This is a genomic window from Methylobacterium sp. CM6257 (genome assembly GCF_054611515.1).
In genome coordinates this window covers 1015699-1035001 of sequence record NZ_CM137735.1, presented here as the reverse complement: position 1 = coordinate 1035001, position 19303 = coordinate 1015699, and the positions used below count along the sequence as shown (strand labels likewise).

The 19303-nt window shown below is 67.0% G+C and carries 21 protein-coding genes; 12 read left to right on the top strand and 9 right to left on the bottom strand.

Annotated features, from left to right (window positions below):
* Positions 1-161: 161 nt before the first annotated feature.
* Positions 162-320 carry a hypothetical protein gene (locus ACYCO6_RS04970; RefSeq protein ID WP_459769867.1) on the top strand — a complete coding sequence of 53 codons (159 nt, stop codon included), beginning with the start codon at positions 162-164 and terminating at the stop codon, positions 318-320.
* A gap of 37 nt (positions 321-357) precedes the next feature.
* Here the strand turns inward: ACYCO6_RS04970 and ACYCO6_RS04965 are convergent, their stop codons facing one another.
* On the bottom strand, positions 358-558 hold the full coding sequence (locus ACYCO6_RS04965) for a hypothetical protein (protein ID WP_459773434.1): 201 nt from the start codon (positions 556-558) through the stop codon (positions 358-360).
* A gap of 380 nt (positions 559-938) precedes the next feature.
* Here ACYCO6_RS04965 and ACYCO6_RS04960 point away from each other — a divergent pair, with 380 nt between their 5' ends.
* A complete protein-coding gene (locus tag ACYCO6_RS04960; RefSeq protein WP_459769865.1) occupies positions 939-3260 on the top strand; it encodes a Tex family protein in 2322 nt (773 codons plus the stop codon).
* Positions 3261-3346: 86 nt separating this feature from the next.
* On the opposite strand, the gene ACYCO6_RS04955 is transcribed toward ACYCO6_RS04960, so the two are convergent.
* Together ACYCO6_RS04955 and ACYCO6_RS04950 are read right to left on the bottom strand one after the other, a co-directional pair.
* On the bottom strand, positions 3347-4543 hold the full coding sequence (locus ACYCO6_RS04955) for a flagellin N-terminal helical domain-containing protein (RefSeq protein WP_459769863.1): 1197 nt from the start codon (positions 4541-4543) through the stop codon (positions 3347-3349).
* Positions 4544-4915: 372 nt separating this feature from the next.
* On the bottom strand, positions 4916-7057 hold the full coding sequence (locus ACYCO6_RS04950) for a tetratricopeptide repeat protein (RefSeq protein WP_459769861.1): 2142 nt from the start codon (positions 7055-7057) through the stop codon (positions 4916-4918).
* Between the two features lie 593 nt (positions 7058-7650).
* Between ACYCO6_RS04950 and ACYCO6_RS04945 the strand changes: the two genes are divergently transcribed.
* Together ACYCO6_RS04945 and ACYCO6_RS04940 are read left to right on the top strand one after the other, a co-directional pair.
* Positions 7651-7896 carry a hypothetical protein gene (locus tag ACYCO6_RS04945; protein ID WP_459769859.1) on the top strand — a complete coding sequence of 82 codons (246 nt, stop codon included), beginning with the start codon at positions 7651-7653 and terminating at the stop codon, positions 7894-7896.
* On the top strand, positions 7896-8036 hold the full coding sequence (locus ACYCO6_RS04940; RefSeq protein ID WP_459769858.1) for a hypothetical protein: 141 nt from the start codon (positions 7896-7898) through the stop codon (positions 8034-8036). The genes ACYCO6_RS04945 and ACYCO6_RS04940 overlap by 1 nt, the downstream gene beginning before the upstream one ends.
* A 250-nt stretch (positions 8037-8286) precedes the next feature.
* Here ACYCO6_RS04940 and ACYCO6_RS04935 read toward each other — a convergent pair whose 3' ends face one another.
* The gene (locus tag ACYCO6_RS04935; RefSeq protein WP_459769856.1) at positions 8287-8517 is read right to left on the bottom strand and encodes a hypothetical protein; all 231 of its coding nucleotides are present in this window, start codon (positions 8515-8517) and stop codon (positions 8287-8289) included.
* 592 nt (positions 8518-9109) lie between these two features.
* Between ACYCO6_RS04935 and ACYCO6_RS04930 the strand changes: the two genes are divergently transcribed.
* Positions 9110-9397 (top strand): hypothetical protein, encoded by a 288-nt coding sequence (locus ACYCO6_RS04930; protein WP_459769853.1) that lies wholly within the window; start codon positions 9110-9112, stop codon positions 9395-9397.
* A gap of 78 nt (positions 9398-9475) precedes the next feature.
* On the opposite strand, the gene ACYCO6_RS04925 is transcribed toward ACYCO6_RS04930, so the two are convergent.
* From ACYCO6_RS04925 to ACYCO6_RS04915, 3 genes are read right to left on the bottom strand one after another with little or no spacing between them, the layout of a single operon-like run.
* Positions 9476-9706: a hypothetical protein gene (locus tag ACYCO6_RS04925; RefSeq protein WP_459769851.1), complete on the bottom strand. Its 231-nt coding sequence runs from the start codon at positions 9704-9706 to the stop codon at positions 9476-9478.
* On the bottom strand, positions 9676-10155 hold the full coding sequence (locus ACYCO6_RS04920) for an ATP-binding cassette domain-containing protein (RefSeq protein WP_459773432.1): 480 nt from the start codon (positions 10153-10155) through the stop codon (positions 9676-9678). Before ACYCO6_RS04920 ends, ACYCO6_RS04925 begins: the two co-directional genes overlap by 31 nt.
* Before the next feature lie 59 nt (positions 10156-10214).
* Complete coding sequence (locus ACYCO6_RS04915; protein WP_459769849.1) at positions 10215-10349, bottom strand: hypothetical protein; 135 nt, start codon at positions 10347-10349, stop codon at positions 10215-10217.
* 265 nt (positions 10350-10614) lie between these two features.
* Here ACYCO6_RS04915 and ACYCO6_RS04910 point away from each other — a divergent pair, with 265 nt between their 5' ends.
* On the top strand, positions 10615-10818 hold the full coding sequence (locus tag ACYCO6_RS04910; RefSeq protein WP_459769847.1) for a hypothetical protein: 204 nt from the start codon (positions 10615-10617) through the stop codon (positions 10816-10818).
* A 226-nt stretch (positions 10819-11044) separates the two neighbouring features.
* Here the strand turns inward: ACYCO6_RS04910 and ACYCO6_RS04905 are convergent, their stop codons facing one another.
* A complete protein-coding gene (locus tag ACYCO6_RS04905) occupies positions 11045-11626 on the bottom strand; it encodes an inorganic diphosphatase (RefSeq protein WP_459769845.1) in 582 nt (193 codons plus the stop codon).
* Between the two features lie 171 nt (positions 11627-11797).
* Positions 11798-13150, bottom strand: a complete 1353-nt coding sequence (hemN, locus tag ACYCO6_RS04900; RefSeq protein WP_459769842.1) for an oxygen-independent coproporphyrinogen III oxidase — start codon at positions 13148-13150, stop codon at positions 11798-11800.
* 407 nt (positions 13151-13557) lie between these two features.
* Between hemN and ccoN the strand changes: the two genes are divergently transcribed.
* The 6 genes from ccoN (at position 13558) to ACYCO6_RS04870 (ending at position 19295) form a co-directional block, all read left to right on the top strand.
* Complete coding sequence (gene ccoN, locus ACYCO6_RS04895) at positions 13558-15237, top strand: cytochrome-c oxidase, cbb3-type subunit I (protein ID WP_459769840.1); 1680 nt, start codon at positions 13558-13560, stop codon at positions 15235-15237.
* Positions 15238-15301: 64 nt separating this feature from the next.
* Entirely contained in the window at positions 15302-16048 is a 747-nt protein-coding gene (ccoO, locus tag ACYCO6_RS04890) for a cytochrome-c oxidase, cbb3-type subunit II (RefSeq protein ID WP_459769838.1), read from the top strand.
* Between the two features lie 5 nt (positions 16049-16053).
* Entirely contained in the window at positions 16054-16203 is a 150-nt protein-coding gene (locus tag ACYCO6_RS04885) for a cbb3-type cytochrome c oxidase subunit 3 (RefSeq protein WP_459769835.1), read from the top strand.
* 3 nt (positions 16204-16206) lie between these two features.
* Positions 16207-17085, top strand: coding sequence for a cytochrome-c oxidase, cbb3-type subunit III (gene ccoP, locus ACYCO6_RS04880; RefSeq protein WP_459769833.1), 879 nt, complete (start codon positions 16207-16209; stop codon positions 17083-17085).
* Positions 17086-17271: 186 nt separating this feature from the next.
* Positions 17272-18780: a cytochrome c oxidase accessory protein CcoG gene (gene ccoG / locus ACYCO6_RS04875; protein ID WP_459769831.1), complete on the top strand. Its 1509-nt coding sequence runs from the start codon at positions 17272-17274 to the stop codon at positions 18778-18780.
* Positions 18777-19295, top strand: a complete 519-nt coding sequence (locus tag ACYCO6_RS04870) for a FixH family protein (RefSeq protein ID WP_459769829.1) — start codon at positions 18777-18779, stop codon at positions 19293-19295. Before ccoG ends, ACYCO6_RS04870 begins: the two co-directional genes overlap by 4 nt.
* The last annotated feature ends 8 nt before the right edge of the window (positions 19296-19303 follow it).

Sequence of the window (19303 nt, the reverse complement as noted above, 5' to 3'; positions counted from 1 at the left end):
GAACCGTGCGGCCAGCTTCCGTCGATGCTTGTGGTGGGAGAGAACGGGACCCGGCCCGCATTGAGGCGGTCATCCGGCGCCGCTGCGCGATGCAAAGGGATCCGTCAGAAGCGATTAACCATTCGGAACCTAGATTCGGCCAACCTCGATCGGAGTTGGCCATGACCTTGTTGCTCGCGTTGCTGCTCCCGCCCCTCGCGGTCGCCATCGTACTGGCCCGCGGCGAGCCGATCCGAACCATCAGCTGCCTCGGGGCAATGGGCGTCGGCTGCGTGATCGCCTGCTGGAGCTTGATGGGCCTGCTTCGCCAGCGGGCCTGAAAGGCGCTGCACCGCTGTCTGTGCCGGGCTTGGTTCGCTACAGGAATCCAACTTGGCGCGGACCGCCCGCGAGGCTGCGCCCTGCCCGCGCCACCAATTGCGAGAAGGCCAGCGCAGCCGCCGTCGCCTGTGCCCGCGACGGAAAGCTGCGGCGCGATTCGAGGATTGCTTCCGCACTCTCGTTGACAAGAATCCACGACCAGAGTGATCGGCTGCTCTCGCGTATCTCGAACTGCACGGGGCGCCTGCCTTTCCGGGCCATGCAGCATGCAGTCGTGCATGGACCCGTGACATCCCGATGACATCGTCGGATGCTCGTCAAGACGACGCCCCGACGATGAAATCCGAGCGGATATCTTCGATCCGCCGGTCACCGCCCAGGACAATTTCGGCTGATCTTGTTCCCACCGCCTTCGATGCCCGAGGAGGGGGGATTTGGCCCCCTCCAGCGAAGCTCAAAGCGGCATCGGCGAAGGCCTCTTTTCCCCAAGATCCAGATGCGGCGCCCCGGCGCGCGACCTGCCCCATGGGCCAACGGCGACGCCTTGTTTCCGGCGGCTTGACGGCTCAGGCAGGCTCTTACCCGCCCGCCGCTACGCCTCACCTGCCGGAGAGTCCATGAAAGCCGTGAACGCGCTCATCGCCGAAGAGCTCGGTGTCCAGGAGGCGCAAGTCGCCGCCGCGGTGTCGCTCCTCGATGGTGGGGCCACCGTTCCGTTCATCGCACGCTACCGGAAGGAGAACACCGGCGCGCTCGACGACACGCAGCTGCGCAGGCTCGAGGAGCGGCTGTCATACCTGCGCGACCTCAACGACCGGCGCGCCGCCATCGTCGAGAGCATCGAAGCCCAGGGGAAGATGACGCCGGCGCTGGCAGCGGCCCTCGGTGCCGCCGACACTAAGGCACGCCTCGAAGACCTCTATCTGCCCTTTCGACCCAAGCGGCGATCGAAAGCCCAGACCGCCCGGGAAGCCGGGCTCGAACCGCTGGCTCGGACTCTGTTGACGCGACCCGAACTCAGCCCTTCGAGCGCCGCCGCGGCATTCGTTTCGACCGAGCGGGGCGTGGCGGATGCGGAGGCGGCCCTGGAGGGAGCACGGGCGATCCTGATCGAACATTTTGCCGAGGATGCCGATCTCGTCGGCCGCCTGCGCGCGGATTACTGGCGCGGCGGCCAGCTCGTCTCGCAGGTGCGCAAGGGTAAGGCGAGCGAGGGCGCGAAGTTCGCGGATTATTTCGCCTGGAGCGAGCGGCTCGAACGGATGCCCTCGCACCGGATCCTGGCGATCTTCCGCGGCGAGCGCGAGGAGGTGCTCGACGTCGCCTTCGCGGCCGAAGGGGAAGAATCACAGCCCGGCGCCCCAGGCCCCTTCGAGATCGCGATCTGCCGCCGGTTCGGCATCGCCGCGAAAGGCCGTCCGGGCGATGCGTGGCTCCTCGATACCGTGCGCACCGCCTGGCGCACGAAGATCCGGACCGGGATCAAGCAGGATCTACGCACGCGGCTGTTCGAGCGCGCGGAGGACGAGGCCGTGAAGGTCTTCGCCGGAAACCTGAAGGATCTGCTGCTGGCCGCTCCCGCGGGCGGGCGTGCCACGATGGGGCTCGATCCGGGATACCGGAACGGCGTGAAGGTCGCGGTGGCGGATCGCACCGGGCGGATCGTTGCGGTGGAGACGACCTATCCGCATGAGCCGCAGCGCCGGTGGCGAGAGGCCGTCACGACGCTCGGGCGGCTCTGCCGCCTGCATGGCGTCGAACTGATCGCGATCGGCAACGGCACGGCCTCCCGCGAGACCGAGCGACTCGCCGCCGAGATCGTCGCCGCGAACCCTGATCTGAAACTCGCGAAGGTCACCGTCTCGGAGGCCGGGGCCTCCGTCTACTCGGCCTCGGAGATCGCCGCACGCGAGCTGCCCGACCTCGATGTCTCTCATCGCGGTGCCGCGTCGATCGCGCGTCGCCTCCAGGATCCCCTCGCCGAACTGGTGAAGATCGACCCGAAGTCGATCGGCGTCGGCCAGTACCAGCACGACGTGAGTGAAGCGAAGCTGTCGCGGTCGCTCTCGGCGGTGGTGGAAGACGCCGTGAACGCGGTCGGAGTGGACGTGAACACCGCCTCCCCTGCCCTGCTGGCGCAGGTCTCCGGCCTCGGCGGATCTCTGGCGACCCGGATCGTCACGCATCGGGATGCGAACGGCCCGTTCCGCACGCGTTCGGCGCTCAAGGCCGTGCCTGGGCTCGGCCCGAAGACTTTCGAGCTGGCGGCGGGCTTCCTGCGGATCCAGGGGGGCGACGATCCGCTGGACGCATCCGGCGTCCACCCGGAAGCCTATCCGGTGGTGCGCCGCATCCTGCAGGCGACGAAGAGCGATATCCGGGTGCTGCTCGGCAACACGGCGGCGTTGGGGCGATTGACGCCGGAGACCTTCGTCGATGCGCGCTTCGGTGTGCCAACCGTGCGCGACATCATCGCCGAGCTGGAGAAGCCCGGGCGTGACCCGCGCCCCGCGTTCAGGACGGCGAGCTTCCAGGAGGGTGTGGAGACGATCGGTGACCTGCGGCCCGGCATGCAGCTGGAAGGCGTCGTCACCAACGTGGCCGCCTTCGGCGCCTTCGTGGATATCGGGGTGCATCAGGACGGGCTGGTCCACATCTCGGCCATGGCGCGTCGGCGCATCGCGTCGCCGGCCGAGGTGGTGCGGATCGGCGAGGTGGTGCGGGTGCTGGTGCTCAGCGTCGATGTCCCGCGCAAACGGATCGCGCTGTCGATGCGGCTCGACGACCCGATCGAGCCGGCTGCGCCGGAGCGGCGCCCGCGGGATATTCCGCCCGAAGCCCGCCGAAGCCGGTCCGGTTCACCCTCGGACGCGGCGCCGACCGGCCCCCTCGCCGAAGCGCTCCGGCGCGCGACCGCGTCGCCGACGCGTCGCAGCTGAGCGGCGCCGGGCCGGAAGCCTGAAGGCCAAAAAGAAGACGGCCGGGGCGATGCCCCGGCCGTCTCCATTTCCGAAGATGCTGACCCTTAGCGGAGCAGCTGCAGGATGCCCTGCTGGGCCTGGTTGGCCAGCGACAGGGCCGAGATGCCCAGCGACTGCCGGGTCGACAGGGCCTGCGAGTTGGCCGCCTCCTGGTTGAGATCGGCCGCCGTAAGGTTGGACGAACCGGTGTCCAGGATGTTGATCAGGTTCTTGCTGAAATCCTGACGGTTCTGCACCACCGAGAGGTTCGAACCGAAGGTCGACGCATCGGTGCGCAGCTGGCTCGACGCGGTCGTCAGCTTGCCCAACGTCGAGTTGATGTCGGCGTTGAGCAGGAAGTTGCCCTGACCAGTCTTCGAGCTGCTCGTTGACTTGTCGGTGATCGCCGACAGACCGAGACCGTTTGAGGTCTCGTCCGTCGCAGTGACGGTGAGGTTCGAGTTGCCCTTCGGGTTGAAGTTGATCGTCAGGTTGTTGTTCGTGCCCTTGCCGGCGATCAGGTTCGTGCCGTTGAAGCTCGAGTCCTGAGCGAGCTGATCGATCTGGGTCAGCAGGCTGTTGTACTGCGTTGCCAGCGTGGCGCGGGCCGACACGCCCGAGACGGTCAGGTCCGAACTCTGGCTGGCCATGGTGGACAGGGTGCTCGACCCGTAGGTAGGACCAGAACCGTCCGTACCGGCGGCGAAGCCGAGCGCCGTTTGGTCAGCCCCAGTCGCAAACTCGACGTCGGCCTGGGCGTTCATGACAATCTTCTTGCCGTCGGTGCTCTTCGTGAAGCTACCGGCGCCGACTGCTTTATTGAGATTTTTGACAACGTCGTCGATTGTATCGGTTGCAGTGAGCGCGACACTGGTCGCCTCTCCATTCACGGAGAGGTTCACCGTGGTCGCGGATGCCGTGAAATCGGTCGAAGCGGTGCCGGTGGTGGTGATCTGGGTAGACAGCGCTTGGTTGGCGACGGACTTGGCCTGATCGACGAGCTTCTGGATCGAGGTGATGCCCTGGTTGGCCGCCTGGATCGCCTGGACGCCGTTGGAGATGCCGTCGAGCAGGTTCCCGAGATCGCCGGACCGCTGGCTGAGCGACTGGGAGGTGAAGAAGCTCACCGGGTTGTCGAGGGCCGAGGAGACCTTCAGGCCAGTGGCGAGGCGGTTCTGCGTGGTCGCAGTCAGCTGCGCCGTATCCTGCAGCGAGAGCAGGTTCTGGCGAGTGGCGGCGGTAAGGGTAACGCTGGAGGTCATCGGGTCGATCCTTTTGATCGCGAAGCCGTCTTATTGGCGGCCCTCGCGATGTACCCCTCAACGACTTGCCGGGTTCTTAATTCGATTGCCCAGAAATTGTTTCCGTCAAGGATCGTTAACAGGCGGTATTCAGGAAGCAGGCCCGACCGATCCGGGCGTGATCCGCTAGTCGACCGAGAGGGTTCGGTTCTTCGACCGCAAGAGGCATCGCCGAAGGCTGCATGCCTGGCATCAACGTTCGGTGCGCCGGTCGTCCTGAATATTCAGACTGCGCCGCCTACCGCGCTCGCGGCGGGCGCAGCGCCATCGAATCACGCCGACGCGCTTACAGGCCGATCCAAAAACCGCTCCATGGCCGCCGTGCGGCGAACCTCAGCCCTGGCCCTCAAGGATCCAACCTCGCCACATCGCCCGAAACGCATCGCCGACATCCGCGGCTAGGCTGGCGTGATCCATGAGCGAGCTGGCGTGCAGCCGTTCCCTCAGCCCCTCCCGGATTGCCCGCAGGCGGTCGCGATCACAGGCGAGATCCCGCGCGATTGTCACGTAGGCGTCCTGGCTGTCGGCGATCAGCTCCGGAAGGCCGACGGCAGTGAGCACCGAAACGCCCGTGCGCGCCGCCGCGTGGCCGCCCTGCAGGGTCACGAACGGGACTCCCATCGACAAGGTGTCGTAGCTCGTCGTGCCGCCGTTATACGGGTACGGGTCCAGGGCTATGTCTACGCGGTGGTAGAGCTCATGGTAGCCGGAATTGACGCGCGGCTGGAAGATCACCCGGTCGAGCGGCATGCCGCGGCCAGCCAGGCGTTGCTCGACGGCCGCGCGAACCTCCGGGTTGGTGATATCGCCGACCACCATGAACAGCCGCGCATTTGGGACGGCGGTCAAGATTCGTGCCCAGGTCTCAAGCACGGCATCGGAGACCTTGGTCAGGCGGTTGAAGCACCCGAAGGTTACGTAACCTGCGTCCTCGAAGGGCGCCCGTACCCGGACCGGGGGCAGGTCATCGATGCTCATGTACGTCGCCGAGACCCTCGGAAGACGCCAGAGCCGCTCCGCATGCAGGGGCTCGGCGCGCCCCGGCGGATCGGTGATCGGATCTGTGAGACGGTAGTCGATGGCGGTGAGACCGGTGGTGCCGGGATGCCCGATCCAGGTCACCTGGACTGGGGCAGGCTTACGGGCCAACATCAGCAGGCGGTTGCCGGCGCTGTGTCCCGACAGGTCGACAAGGATGTCAACGGCGTCGCGCTCGATCAGGTCCGCCGCTTCGTCGTCGTCATAGGATGCGATGTTGTGCCAGCCGTCGAACAAGGGGCGCAGCCGCTCGGACACGCTGTCCTCGCTCGCATGCGTCATGTAGGCGAGCACCGTGAAGCGCTCCCGATCGACGGCCCGTAAGTACGGTTCGAAGAATCGGACTAAAGCGTGGTTGCAGAAATCCCCCGATACGAAGCCCACGCGCAGGGGGCGATCGGGATCCCGATCATTGGCGAACGGCCGATTGCGCAGGAGTGGATCCGCGAACCGGCGGCCGTAGGCGAGTGCGTCGGCAGCATATTCCTCGGGTGGGACGTCGGCGGCGTAGAGTTTGGCGAACAGGCGGTTCGAGGCGACGAACAACTTCGACGGGTCAAGCGCGAGGGCTTGGTCATAAGCGGCCACCGCCTCGCCCAGACGCCCGAGGGCCAGCAGGGCACTGCCGCGGTTGCTATGAGCGCCGGCATTGGCCGGCTCGAGCGCGATCGCCCGCTCGGCGTGCCGCAGCGCGTCGCCGTATCTGAACCGGCGCTGGTAGACTCCGGCGATATTGGCGTGCGCCATCGGGAGGTCCGGATCGATCTCGAGCGCCTTTTCCAGGGCCGAGATGGCGCCGTCATGATCCCCACGGTTGGTGAGCACGGTGCTCAGGCCGCTGAAGAACAGCGGGTTCTTCGGCTCGCGGTAGATCGCGATGCTGATCAGGTCGAAGGCGAGTTCGGGCCGGTTCGTCCGGGAGGCGATCGCACCGGCCAGGTAGGTGGCGTGAGCATGCTGATCGTCAAGCAGGATGATCAGGTCGAGGAGCGCCTCCGCGTCCTTGAACCTGCCCATGTCGTAGCGGCCCTGTGCCGCCGTGAAGGTGCGGTCGATGAAGGCCTGCGTAAGGGCCCGCGCTTCGGGGCCGAAGCTCTGCGCCTTGAAGCGCTCGAGGATCGCGCGCGCGTCAGTCAGCCGCTCGGCGGCCAGCAGGGCGGAGGCCAGCGCGATCCAGTGTGCCGGCTTCTCGGGCGCGCCCCTGAGAGCCGTGACGAAGTGCGTGACGGCTTTCGCGGGCGCGGTGGCAGCCAGGAGTTGGCCCAGTTCGTAATGCGCCTCAGGGTGGTTCGGTTCTGCGCTGAGAACGCGGCTCAGGCTGTCGCAGGCGCGATCGTGGCGCCCGGCCGCCCGGTGGTCGCGCGCCTTCGCGAGAAAGCGGCCGGCCGCGCCGTCTTGTCCGGACCGACCTGCCCTCACACCGTACTGATCGAGCATGCCTGAGCCCTCCCGCCGCCGGGAGGGTCGCAAAGTGAGGGTTAAGGGCGGGTAAATTCAGCTCTTCCAGGGCGTTAACGCACTGATCTCCTGATAGGGCGAGCGAGCCACGGCGCGGCTCCCGGCGTCGCGTCGATGCATTCATCGCCCAGCCCACACGTCGTCATCGACGCGATGGAGCGCGCCGCCGAGGCACCGCCGTACCTACGGGGCCTTGATGCGTCGACCGCCGCCAGCAGACGCGCTCTCGCCTACCTCTTCCGGAAAAAGCGGCGTCCTGGCTGCTTAAGGCAGTCTCGGGTGAACCGACTCGCGCAGACGTGACGTCTGCTACGCCGGAGTCCCTTGGCGAGCAGCGCAACCGCTTCGGCTACCGGCTTTGCAAGCCTGCCTCATTTCGCGCCCAGCTATTGCACCCAGTCCGGCTGCAGGCCGGCGGAGGAGCGGCATCCGCCCGACGCGGCCAGTCCGGAGCATCGCTAACGGACGGGGACAATTAGCGGCCATCCGGGCAACGGGGTTGCAAAGCTTAACCATATGGGAGAGCCTGTACGTAAGTAATGCGTCCCGATCCGCACCATCCAGGAGCGCCAATGCTGGTTAATCACGAGCGCCGCCTTCTCAATAAAGCAGCCGAGGCCCGGGACTTCCGGATCTCGGTCCGGAGAAAGCCCGACGACTCCTGGCCCAGCGATCACAGCCGACTCACCGCTCTTGAGAGCACCGGGCATCTCGAGCGGATCGGACGCGACGACATGCCCGATGATGCGCTCGCGATCTGGCAGATCACGGCATCCGGCCTGACCCAGCTCCAGGCTCTCACCCTGGGAGCCGAGTGATGGCCTCGATCAAGATCCGTGCGACGGACGACGGCAATTTCGCAGTCTATCACAACGGCGCGGCCGTCGTATCCGGGTTGACCCGCGACCAAGCCGAGCGGTGTGCGACGGTTCTGGGCTGGATTGCGCGGGCGTCCTGACAGCGAACGGGTTTGTGCAGACGAAGCAAGAGCGCCGGGGAAGATACCTTCCGACCTGAGGCGCTATTCCGGATGGATGCGCGTCCGCCGCCTTACCTGTGGAGTCGCCCGGCCGCCCCCAGCTTAGGTGCGGTTGCTGACGGCAGGACGCACATGCGCACTGGCTTCGCCGAGACCGCGCGCATGCGACGAAAGCGTGGTCAGGACCTGCGCCGCCAAGCGATCCGTGCTGCCGAAAGGACGGCCTCAGTTACCCCGCCGCCTTCCTGACCGTATCCTGGCGACCGACCTCCAGCCGCACCCTGTCGAGGACCCGCTGACGTGCGTGCGGCTCTGTGAGGCCGTTCCACAAGCGAAAGAGCTCGACGGTCATGGCAGCCTCATGATCATTGTTCCGAGGCAGATAAAATGCTTCGATGGAACATCCCACGATCGCCGCAATCTCGCGCAAGCGCGCAGCCGCGCGATCCTCGGAGGCCATCTGAGATCCTCTTCCCGTTCCCGATGCAGGAAGGGTTAACACCCCAGCTCCGAGCCGGACAAGCGAACATTTTATACCAAGAACGGTGCCGTTATACTATGCGCTTTACGGTCCCCGAATTCGGCAAGCGGTGTTTGATGCTCCGGTCGTGGAGCAACTCCGCACGACGCACAGGCATGGAACCGCAGCTTTCTGGTCAAATCCGTTAGCCCTCATAAAGGACCGCAGCCCGGAACTGTCGGAATGGCCCTGACCCGACACCGGGTCCCCGACGTCGATCGCCTGCACCGTCCCTGCGGGATCCGCGCCAACCGCCCGATACGGCCGCGCCCAGACCGCGCCGCGCCCTATCGCAAACCAGACGTGCCACCAGCATCCTTGCCCAAGGTGAAAATGCGCTCCTGACCATCGCTCAGGAAGGCGCCACGTCCAGTCAAGTTCGGATAGCTCGATTCAAGACTGCTTTACCGTCAAAAGCTAATGCCTTTTCGGCGGCGAAAGCTGATCGTTAACCATTCGTTAAGGAATTCGGACTAGCGGTTGGTCAGCGGGCAGCTGGTGGGCTTCGCCGCGCAGATCGGGCGAGGCTCCGATGATCGTCTTGATAGCGGCAGCACTTGTCGGCGGTCTCTTGGCAGCCGTAATCCTTGTTCCCGTCAGCGCGCTGGCCGCACTGATCATCACACCTCTGGTTGCAAGCGCGTCCGCCATCCTCGCCTGCTGTCTTATCGCGTGGCGCGCTACGCGGATTGATCGGAAACCCTCGACGCTCGACACTCAAACCGACGCGATGGTGGCCGCGCTCCGCGAGGTGGCACAGCAGTCGGCGATTGCGTCTCCCGCACCCAAGGTCTCGGCAGGCCGCCATCGGGCCGCATAGCACGACGCCCTACGAAGTCGCGGCGCGCTCACGGGTCGTAAATGCTGATCTGAAATCCCGCACGCGGCAGTTCGGCGCTCAGGTGACATCCTTCTCCAGCGTGTCTTCCAGGCCTTCAGCCTGAGGCTGCCACATCTGCTCGAACAGGCCGTCCGCCTGGCGCAATGCTCGAATGGATACGTCTTCGACGATCCGACCCTGGTTGATGACCAAAATCCGATCGAAGGCCGTCAGCGTCGAGGGGCGGTGGTCCGCGGCGATGACCGTGTGGTCGCGCATCATCTGCACCACGGCGGCGCGGATCGCCATCTCGGTCTCAGTATCGAGGGCCGAGGTCGCCTCCTCGAGAAGGCGAATCGGCGCCCGCTACAGCAACGCCCGAGCGATACCGATGCGCTTGCGCTGCGCTCCCGAGAATCGAGTCCCGCGCTCGCCACGATCGTGTGGTAGCCGTCCGGCAGCCCGCGCACGAAGCCGCCGCAGGCCGCCGCCCGCGCCGCGGTGAAGGCAGCCTCGTCGGCCGCCTCGGAGCGCTCAAAGCAGATATTATCGATCACCGATCGGTGCAGGAGTCCGATCTCCTGCGGCACCACTGCTAGGGCATCCCGGAGCGAGTCCTGCCGCACGGCCGTGATCGACTGCCCGTCGACCCGGATCTCGCCGACGTCGACGTCGTGGAGTCTCTGGAGGAGATGCACGAGGGTCGACGTGCCGGCCCCGGACGGTCCGACGCTGCCGACCTTCTGCCCGGCGGGGATGGTCAGCGTGACATCTGCAAGGGCCGGCCGGCCCGGCCCGTACGCGAAGGTGACGTTGATCAGCTCGACCGATCCGCGCGGCGAGTGACGTCGCGCCGGGGGCGTCCCGCACCGTGGACGGGCCTGGCGATGCCCGCGAGCGTCTCGTCGATGAAGCCGAAATGCTGGGCGGCATCAACCAGGGAGAGCGCCATGTCCCGCGAGGAGTGCAGGATTCGGAGCCAGGCTCGCCACGAGCACGACGCTCCTGGCGCTGGCCGCTCCCAGGCTCCAGAGACGCAGCGTCCAGCACAGGATGACGGCGGCGAGTACCCAGACCGCAACATCGTGGATAAGGCGCGCCTTCTCGAGGGTACAGCCAGTTGCGCCGCTGAGCCGCCGCCTCGATGCGGAAGCCGTCGCCGAGCCGCTCGCGCGCCGCGAAGGCCCTCACGGTGCACAGGGACCGCCCTAACGCTGATGCACCATCTCGGCGCGGGCGGCGCGATGTGGGTCTATGCGGACCTGAACGCGCTCGCCTTCCTGTTCGCCTGGCGCTACCGCTCCGAACTCAAGGGTTGGAGCCTTGAGGAAGTCGAAAATGCGCTCCGGCAGGACCATTTCACGCCGCAGCATTTCGCGACCGAGCCGACCCGCTGCCAGGAGGTCCGCGCGACCGCCTGAAGCGGTTACCAACATCCTCGCGCCCGCTTCGGTGTCGGAGAGCGCGCAGAGATGGGCATTCCCTGCGCGTCATGACCGCTCGTCAGCTTACGGCTCTGACCGGCGGCGACCCTCTTTGAACTGCGTCTGCCGCTTCGTTTCGGAAGTCCGGCGAGGGACAGAAAACCGCGCGGAGAGCAGGGGCCAGGTCGGCGGCAGGGCTTCGGGTACAAGCTGCCGACTGGCTTCAGTCGTTCTCGTACGCGGCCATGCCCTTCTTCACGAGCTTGGCGGCCGCCTTCGCGTCGACCCGCGCGGCGACGCGAAACACCTTGCCATGCAATTTGTTGTAGCGCTCGAAGAAGTTCTCGATCTCGCTGAGCAGCCGCGGGTCGAGATCGCGCAAGTCCTTCACTGTCTCGAATGCGTGCCCCTGCGCCGGCACGGCGAGGAGACGGTCGTTGCGCTCCCACTCGCCATCCTCCTCTCGTTCCTCAGCCTCGATTGCACCGATGAGGCGAGACCTCACCTTCGTGCCGGCCGACAACGTCTCGTCAAGCAACACGATGGCGTCGAGCGGGTCTCCGTCGGCTCCGAGGGTTGAGGGCACGAAGCCGAAATCGACCGGAAAGGTCATATCCTCCGGAAGAACGAACTTGAGTTCGAACGTGCCGCTGTCGGGATCATACGCGTATTTGCTGCGGCTACCTTTAGGGGTCTCCGTGATGATCGTGAGGTTGTCCTTCTTGTCGTAAGTCTCCAGACGCTCGAGCGATGGACGGCTCTTGGACATACGGCGCTCCCCATGAAGCGTTGCGGCTTCAATCAACCCGTCCGAAGTCCATCAGTTCGGCTCGGGATTGCCGCCGCTTGGTGGTTCTCCCGCGTTTCGCGCGGGCCGGTCGCGGCGGAGCGCGCGGCCCGATACCAGGGCCGGTCGCCCTGTCCCCAACTCGCCTGAGGACCGGATCGCACGCCGGTCCGCCGCGTCCGGTATCCGTCAAGCGGCGCGGCTGTGCACGGCAACGGAGGTGCCGAGGTGCGCGTCGAAGGCCGCGGCGACGTTTCGCACGAAGGTCCTGGCGTCCGCTGGGATCGCCAAGAGGTCGCCGTTCCGTCGCACGAGGCCGTGGGCCGTAAGCGCCGGGAGCCGCGTCAGAGTCGCGAGGAACGCCTCCGGGTCGCGACCGTGGGCGCGGCACACCCGCCCGACATCGACGGCGAAGTCGCACATGATCCGCTCGATCAGGTGCGCCCGCAACCGGTCCTCCGGCGTCAAGGCGTACCCCCTCATCGTAGCGAGCTCACCCCGGCCGATACGCTCCGCATAGGCGCGCAGCCCCGTCGCGTTCTGGACGTAGCCCTGCGGGAGCCGTCCGATGGCCGAGGCGCCCAACCCGATCAGCGTGTCGCAGGAGTCCGTCGTATAGCCCTGGAAATTCCGTCGTAGGCGGCCTTCCACTTCGCCGATCTCCAATGAGTCGTCCGGCAGGGCATAGTGGTCGAGGCCGATCCGCCGGTATCCGGCCTCGACGAGGGTCCCCGCGACGGCCTCCGCCTGGGCGCGGCGCGCGCGCCCGTCCGGCAGCGTAGCCTCGTCGATGTGGCGCTGGTGCTTCTTGAAGGCGGGCACGTGGGCGTAGCCAAAGACCGCAAGGCGGTCGGGACGCAGCTCCAGGCACTGCCGCACCGTATCCACGCAAGAGGCCACCGTCTGATGCGGGAGGCCGTAGATCAGGTCGAGGTTGATCCCCCGGATTCCCGCAGCCCTGAGGCCGGCAACGGCCGAAGCGGTCACGTCGAGGCCCTGCCGACGGCGGATCGCGTCCTGGACCACGGGGTCGAAGCTCTGGACGCCGAGGCTCGCGCGGCGCACGCCGGCGCGACCGAGCGCGTCCGTCATTTCAGGGGTCAAGGTTCGCGGGTCGATCTCGACGGCGATCTCGGCCTCCGGGTCGAAGGGAAAGCGGGCGCGCAGGGCCGCGACGAGGCCGACGAACGCCTTCGGGCTCATGACGGTCGGTGTGCCGCCCCCGAAATGGACATGCCGCACCAGCGGCACGTGTTCGAGATGCGCGGCGACCAAGTCGATCTCCCTCCGGAGAAGCGCGACGTAGTCGGCTATCGGACCGTCGTGGCGAGTGATGCTGGTATGGCAGCCGCAATACCAGCACATCGCGCGGCAGAACGGGACGTGCAGGTAGATCGAGGCCGTCGCGAGCGGCGGGAGCGTGCATAACCAGCCGGAATAGGTTCCGGCGCCGGCTGCGGGAGTGAAATGGGGGCTGGTCGGGTAGCTCGTGTAGCGGGGCAGCCGCTCCTCCCCATAGAGCGTCTCCAGATCCTCCCGCATGCAAGCGTCTCCACCCGTCACGCCTGCCCGCCCAGGCGTTTCCCGCATCTCGATGCGCGGTAGGCTTCCATGGGGTGCTGCGCCTTGATGTGGCTCAATCACGTCTGTCACCGCGCTGTCCGTGTTGATCCAGCGCGAGGATCCGGACGCGCCCGCGTGAGGCCGTCCAGCAGAGACCGCCGACATCGCACCGGGCTCAGCCAGGGAGAACCGCGACGCCGAGGAGCATCCGCACCCGCGTCCTGTCGTCGGCGTCAGGCCGCTTGAAAACAGCGCTGCGGCTTCGCCGGCCCTCGCAACAGTGCGGCCGTCGGGCAAGTCACCGGTTGATTCAAATCAAGGCCCAGGCTCGGCGGTCCCAGTATCGCAGCCAGACGCGATTATGCGCGAAACGACGCGAACGAGCCATGACTATTATATCATCGTCCAAGTATATGACCGAGGGCGAAACTGGCCTGAGCCTGGCTCTCATCGCTGGCACGTTCCTTTGCGCCGTGGCCTCCTCACATGCGGTCGATGCGCCATTCTCCTTCCACATGGGCCTATTCGCCATCGCCGGGCTCGGCGGCGTCGCGGCCATCCTGAAGCGCTATGCGGGCCGGTCGGTCGAGGCCGCCCCGCAGGAGATCGACGGCAAGCCGAACTACAATCTCGGCCCGGTCAAGTTCGCGGCCGTCGCCGCGATGGGCTGGGGCATCGCCGGCTTCTTGGTCGGCTGCATCATCGCCTTCCAGCTCTGGGCGCCCTCACTGAACTTCGGCCTCGAATACACGAGCTTCGGCCGGCTGAGGCCGCTGCACACGTCGGCGGTGATCTTCGCCTTCGGCGGCAACGTCCTGATCGGCACCTCGCTCTACGTCGTCCAGCGCACCTGCAGGGCCCGACTCGCGGGCGACCTCGCACCGTGGTTCGTGGTGCTCGGCTACAACCTGTTCATCGTCGTCGCCGGGACCGGCTACCTGATGGGCGTGACCCAATCCAAGGAATACGCCGAACCAGAGTGGTACGCTGATCTCTGGCTGACCATCGTCTGGGTCACCTACCTCGTCGTGTTCCTCGCGACCCTCTGGAAGCGCAAAGAACCGCACATCTTCGTCGCGAACTGGTTTTATCTCGCCTTCATCGTGACCATCGCGATGTTGCACGTGGTCAACAACCTGGCACTCCCGGTGACGGTGCTGGGCTCCAAGTCCTACCCGATCTTCTCGGGCGTGCAGGATGCCCTGATCCAGTGGTGGTACGGACACAACGCAGTCGGCTTCTTCCTCACCGCCGGCTTTCTGGCAATCATGTACTACTTCGTCCCGAAGCGGGCCCAGCGGCCGATCTACTCCTACCGGCTGTCGATCATTCACTTCTGGGCGCTAATCTTCATGTACATCTGGGCCGGCCCGCACCACCTGCATTACACGGCGCTGCCGGACTGGGCGCAGACCCTCGGGATGACCTTCTCGATCATGCTGTGGATGCCCTCGTGGGGCGGCATGATCAACGGCCTCATGACGCTGTCGGGAGCCTGGGACAAGCTGCGGACCGATCCGATCCTGCGGTTCATGGTCGTCTCGCTGGCCTTCTACGGCATGGCGACATTCGAGGGCCCCATGATGTCGATCAAGGCCGTCAACTCCCTCTCGCACTACACTGACTGGACCATCGGCCACGTGCATTCGGGCGCGCTCGGATGGGTCGCCTACATCTCCTTCGGCGCGCTCTACTGCCTCGTGCCTTGGCTGTGGAACCGCCGGGACGTCTACTCCTTGAAACTGGTCGAGTGGCACTTCTGGGTCTCGACCCTCGGCATCGTCCTGTACATTACCTCGATGTGGGTGGCGGGCATCATGCAAGGCCTGATGTGGCGCGCCTATAACAGCCTCGGGTTCCTCGAATACTCTTTCGTCGAGACCGTCGAGGCGATGCAGCCTTACTACCTGGTCCGGGCGCTCGGCGGGGTCCTGTTCCTGATCGGCGGGCTGATCATGGCCTACAACCTGGCCATGACCATCGCGGGCAGGACCGCCGCCGAGGGCGGCTCCCAGCCGGCGGCCGAGGCGCTCCCCGGAAGCGTCGGTCTCGCCGCGGCGGAGTGAACCGAGCCTCGGGACCGCCCGGCTCGGCGGCCCCGAATACCTACTGCATCACGGAAACTGCTCGATGGCCACCGCCCAACCCGGCCTCTGGAAGAGGCACGAGATCTTCGAGAAGAACTCGATCGTCCTGCTCATTGGCGCGCTCATTGTCGTGGCCATCGGCGGCCTCGTCGAGATCACGCCCCTGTTCTACCTCAAGAGCACCGTCGAGAAGGTCGAGGGCGTCCGCCCTTACACGCCGCTCGAGCTCGCCGGCCGCAACATCTACATCCGCGAGGGCTGCTATCTCTGCCACAGCCAGATGATCCGGCCGATGCGCGACGAGATCGAGCGCTACGGCCACTTCTCGCTCGCCGCCGAGAGCATGTACGACCACCCCTTCCAGTGGGGCTCGAAGCGGACCGGCCCGGATCTCGCCCGCGTCGGCGGCAAGTATTCGGATCAGTGGCATCGCGAGCACCTGAAGGACCCGCGCGCCGTGGTGCCGGCCTCGATCATGCCGGCCTACGCCTTCCTCGACCGGCCGCTCGACGCCGACGCCGTCGCGGACGATCTCAGAGCCAACCGGGCGCTAGGCGTTCCCTACACCGACGAGATGATCGCCCTGGCTCGCAGCGACCTGAAGGCGCAGCTCGATCCAGACGGACCGGGAGCTGCCGACTTGCAGCGCCGCTATCCCGGCGTGAATGTCCGTGACTTCGGCGGCGACAAGGTTAAGGCCGCCGAGATCGACGCACTGGTCGCCTATCTGCAGGTGCTCGGCACCATGGTCGACTTCAAGATCTACGAAGACAAGAAAAACCTGAGGTGAGCGCCGTGACCTACGAAAGCGCGGCCGCCTTCGCGCAGACCAGCGGCCTCCTCTACTTCGTCGGCATCTTCGCCGTCGTCTGTTTGTACGCTTTTTGGCCGCGCAACCGTGCCCGGTTCGACGCGGCCGCCCACCTTCCCCTGAGCGAGGATTGAGCCGTGGCCGACACCGCGAATCTCAGCGAGACGCCCGCGGGCCCGCAGACCACCGGGCATGAATGGGACGGGATTGCCGAGTACAACAACCCGCTGCCCCGCTGGTGGCTCTACGGCCTCTACGCCACCATCGTCTGGGCATTCGGCTACTGGATCGCCTACCCGGCCTGGCCGCTGGTGAGCGGCTACACCGGCGGCCTGCTCGGCTACTCGCAGCGCGCGGCCGTACTTGGGGAGGTCGAGGCGGTGCGCCGGGAACGCGACGACCGCGGCCGGGCGCAGCTTGCCAGCGCGTCCGTGAGCGAGATCCGGGCTGACCCGGCCCTGCTGCGCCTCGCGCTCGCCACCGGGAAGGCGGCCTTTGGCGACAACTGCGCGGCCTGCCACGGCAGCGCCGCCACCGGCGGCCCCGGCTACCCGAACCTTCAGGACGACGACTGGCTCTGGGGCGGGAACCCCGAGGAGATCGAGCGCACGATCCGTTACGGCGCGCGCTCGGGCCATGGCGAGGCCCATCTCGGCGACATGCCGGCCTTCGGCCGAGACGGCACGCTCAAGCGCGACGAGGTCGCGGCGGTGGCCAGCTACGTGCTCGCGCTCTCCGGCAAGCCGGGCGTGGCCGGTGCGAGCGCGGAGAAGGGCGCCGAGGTGTTCGCCAACACCTGCGCCGGCTGCCACGGCGAGAACGCCACGGGCAATCCGGAGATGGGCGCGCCGAACCTGACCGACCCGATCTGGCTCTACGGATCGTCGCCCGAGCAGGTCGTCGCCACGGTTACGAACGGACGCAAGGGCGTGATGCCCGCCTGGGAGGGCCGGCTCGACCCCGCGACGATCAAGTCGCTCGCCGTCTACGTGCACGCATTGGGCGGCGGCAAGTAGTCGGGACGTCGGCCCGGGTCGATCCGGAGGGGGGCTGCCCTGTGCCGACGAACCGCGAACCCTGTCCGGTGCGAACAGCCCTGGACAGGGCTCAAATTCCGGCTTGAGCGAGATCAAGGCCGCCGTCGCAGGCGCCCCGTAGGACATCGAGGCCGGCCTGATCGCGCCGGACGGAACGCCGCACCGATGCCTCCCGCCGAACCGACCGAGACAGCCCTCGCACCGGGCAGCACCCGCCGCGCCAAGGAGTTCGGCCGGCGTGCGACCCGCACGGCCGTCCCGGCGGTGAACGGGTCCCTTTACGCCGCGCGGACGAAGATCCAGCCGCAGGCGGTCCGCGGCACCTTCCGGCGTATCAAGTGGGCGCTGCTCGCGATCACTCTCGGGATCTACTACGCCGTTCCCTTCATCCGCTGGGACCGGGGCCCGGGCGAGCCAACCCAGGCGGTCCTGCTGGACCTCGACAAGGGCCGGTTCCACTTCTTCTCGGTCGAGCTCTGGCCGCAGGACGTAACCTACATCATGGGTCTCCTGATCCTGGCGGCCCTGATCCTGTTCCTCATGAATGCCGTCGCGGGTCGCGTCTGGTGCGGCTACCTCTGCCCACAGACCGTCTGGACCGACCTGTTCCTCGCCGTGGAGCGTATGATCGAGGGCGACCGGCGCGAGCGGATGAAGCTCGACGCCGCGCCCTGGTCGATGGAGAAGCTCGCCCTGCGGACGATGAAGCATTCCATCTGGCTCCTCATCGCCTGGTGGACCGGAGGCGCCTGGGTCCTTTACTTCGCGGATGCACCGACCCTGGTGGTCCAGCTCGCCACATTCCAGGCGCCGGCGCCCGCCTACGTGGCCATCCTGACGCTGACGGCGACCACCTACGGGCTCGCGGGCCATATGCGTGAGCAGGTCTGCACGTACATGTGCCCGTGGCCGCGCATCCAGGCCTCACTCACCGACGAGCACGCCCTCAACATCCTCTACAGGGCCGACCGGGGCGAGCCCCGCAACTCCGCGAAGCGGGCGGCGGCGCTGCGCGCCGCGGGCCAGCCGGCCGGCGACTGCGTCGACTGCTTCGCCTGCGTCACCGCCTGCCCGGCCGGCATCGACATCCGCGACGGCCTGCAGATGGACTGCATCCAGTGCGGCCTCTGCGTCGACGCCTGCGACGCTGTGATGGACAGGTTGGGGCGGCCTGCGGGCCTGATCGGCTACGACACCGAGGCGAACTGCCGGAGCCGGGCCGCCGGCAAGGGCCCCGTCAGCCACATCGTCCGTCCGCGCACGATCCTGTACGCAGCTCTCGCCGCGGGCATCGGCAGCTTCATGCTCTACAGCCTCGTCACACGCAGCTTCACCGCGCTGAGCGTGCTGCACGACCGCAACCCGCTCTACGTGACCCTGTCGGACGGCTCGATCCGCAACGGCTACACCGTCCGGCTCAGCAACAAGCGGCCCGGGGAGCGGCGCTACACCCTTGCGGTTGAGGGCCTTCCCGGGGCGCGGGTCGAGGTCGTCGGCGGCACACCGGGTGACCTGCCGGTCCCGTCCGACTCCACGCAGGAATATCGCGTCCTCGTGTTCGCGGCCGCGGCCGCGCGGCCGGATGCGAACGTGCCCCTCGCGTTCCGCGTCACCGATCCAACGACGGGCGAGACCGCCCGGGCGCAGGATACCTTCAAGGCACCCGCCCCATGATCGCCCTCGCGCCACCGCCCTCGCCCGCCCCCGGCCGCCTGACCGGGCGCAAGGTCCTGGCGATCCTCCTCGCCTTCTTCGGCACCGTTGCGGCCGCCGACGCGGTCCTATTCGTCTCGGCGACGCGGACATGGTCCGGCCTGGAGGTCGCCTCCCCCTACAGGGCCGGCCAGCTCTACAACGAGGAACTGCGCCACGCGCGCGAGCAGGACGCCCTCGGCTGGCGTCTCGATCTCTCGGCGGTCCGCCTCCCGAGCGCGGCCGAGGCTGCGACGGTGACGGTGATTCTGGCCGATGACGGCGGGAAGCCGCTGCGGGGCAAGGCGCTGCACGCCCGCTTCGAGCGCCCGACCGACAAGAGGAGGGACGTGGATGTCGATCTTGTCGAGGTGAGCGCCGGAACCTACGCAGCCCGCGCCGAACCGGTCTCGCGCGGGCAATGGGATCTCGTCGTCGAGGTCGCCGGCTCGGACCGCACGACCCTGCGGCGCAAGCGCCGCGTCGTGCTGGACTGACCGGCTGG

Bases quoted from the DNA above. Each gene is read 5' to 3' on its own strand.
- ACYCO6_RS04935 (WP_459769856.1), bottom strand. From the start codon at position 8,517: ATGGCCTCCGAGGATCGCGCGGCTGCGCGCTTGCGCGAGATTGCGGCG.
- ccoO (WP_459769838.1), top strand. From the start codon at position 15,302: ATGGCCACCGCCCAACCCGGCCTCTGGAAGAGGCACGAGATCTTCGAG.
- ACYCO6_RS04925 (WP_459769851.1), bottom strand. From the start codon at position 9,706: ATGGCGATCCGCGCCGCCGTGGTGCAGATGATGCGCGACCACACGGTC.
- ACYCO6_RS04950 (WP_459769861.1), bottom strand. From the start codon at position 7,057: ATGCTCGATCAGTACGGTGTGAGGGCAGGTCGGTCCGGACAAGACGGC.
- ACYCO6_RS04870 (WP_459769829.1), top strand. From the start codon at position 18,777: ATGATCGCCCTCGCGCCACCGCCCTCGCCCGCCCCCGGCCGCCTGACC.
- ccoN (WP_459769840.1), top strand. From the start codon at position 13,558: ATGACTATTATATCATCGTCCAAGTATATGACCGAGGGCGAAACTGGC.
- ACYCO6_RS04955 (WP_459769863.1), bottom strand. From the start codon at position 4,543: ATGACCTCCAGCGTTACCCTTACCGCCGCCACTCGCCAGAACCTGCTC.
- ACYCO6_RS04940 (WP_459769858.1), top strand. From the start codon at position 7,896: ATGGCCTCGATCAAGATCCGTGCGACGGACGACGGCAATTTCGCAGTC.
- ACYCO6_RS04970 (WP_459769867.1), top strand. From the start codon at position 162: ATGACCTTGTTGCTCGCGTTGCTGCTCCCGCCCCTCGCGGTCGCCATC.
- ACYCO6_RS04910 (WP_459769847.1), top strand. From the start codon at position 10,615: ATGCACCATCTCGGCGCGGGCGGCGCGATGTGGGTCTATGCGGACCTG.
- ACYCO6_RS04960 (WP_459769865.1), top strand. From the start codon at position 939: ATGAAAGCCGTGAACGCGCTCATCGCCGAAGAGCTCGGTGTCCAGGAG.
- ccoG (WP_459769831.1), top strand. From the start codon at position 17,272: ATGCCTCCCGCCGAACCGACCGAGACAGCCCTCGCACCGGGCAGCACC.
- ACYCO6_RS04915 (WP_459769849.1), bottom strand. From the start codon at position 10,349: ATGGCGCTCTCCCTGGTTGATGCCGCCCAGCATTTCGGCTTCATCGAC.
- hemN (WP_459769842.1), bottom strand. From the start codon at position 13,150: ATGCGGGAGGATCTGGAGACGCTCTATGGGGAGGAGCGGCTGCCCCGC.
- ACYCO6_RS04930 (WP_459769853.1), top strand. From the start codon at position 9,110: ATGATCGTCTTGATAGCGGCAGCACTTGTCGGCGGTCTCTTGGCAGCC.
- ACYCO6_RS04945 (WP_459769859.1), top strand. From the start codon at position 7,651: ATGCTGGTTAATCACGAGCGCCGCCTTCTCAATAAAGCAGCCGAGGCC.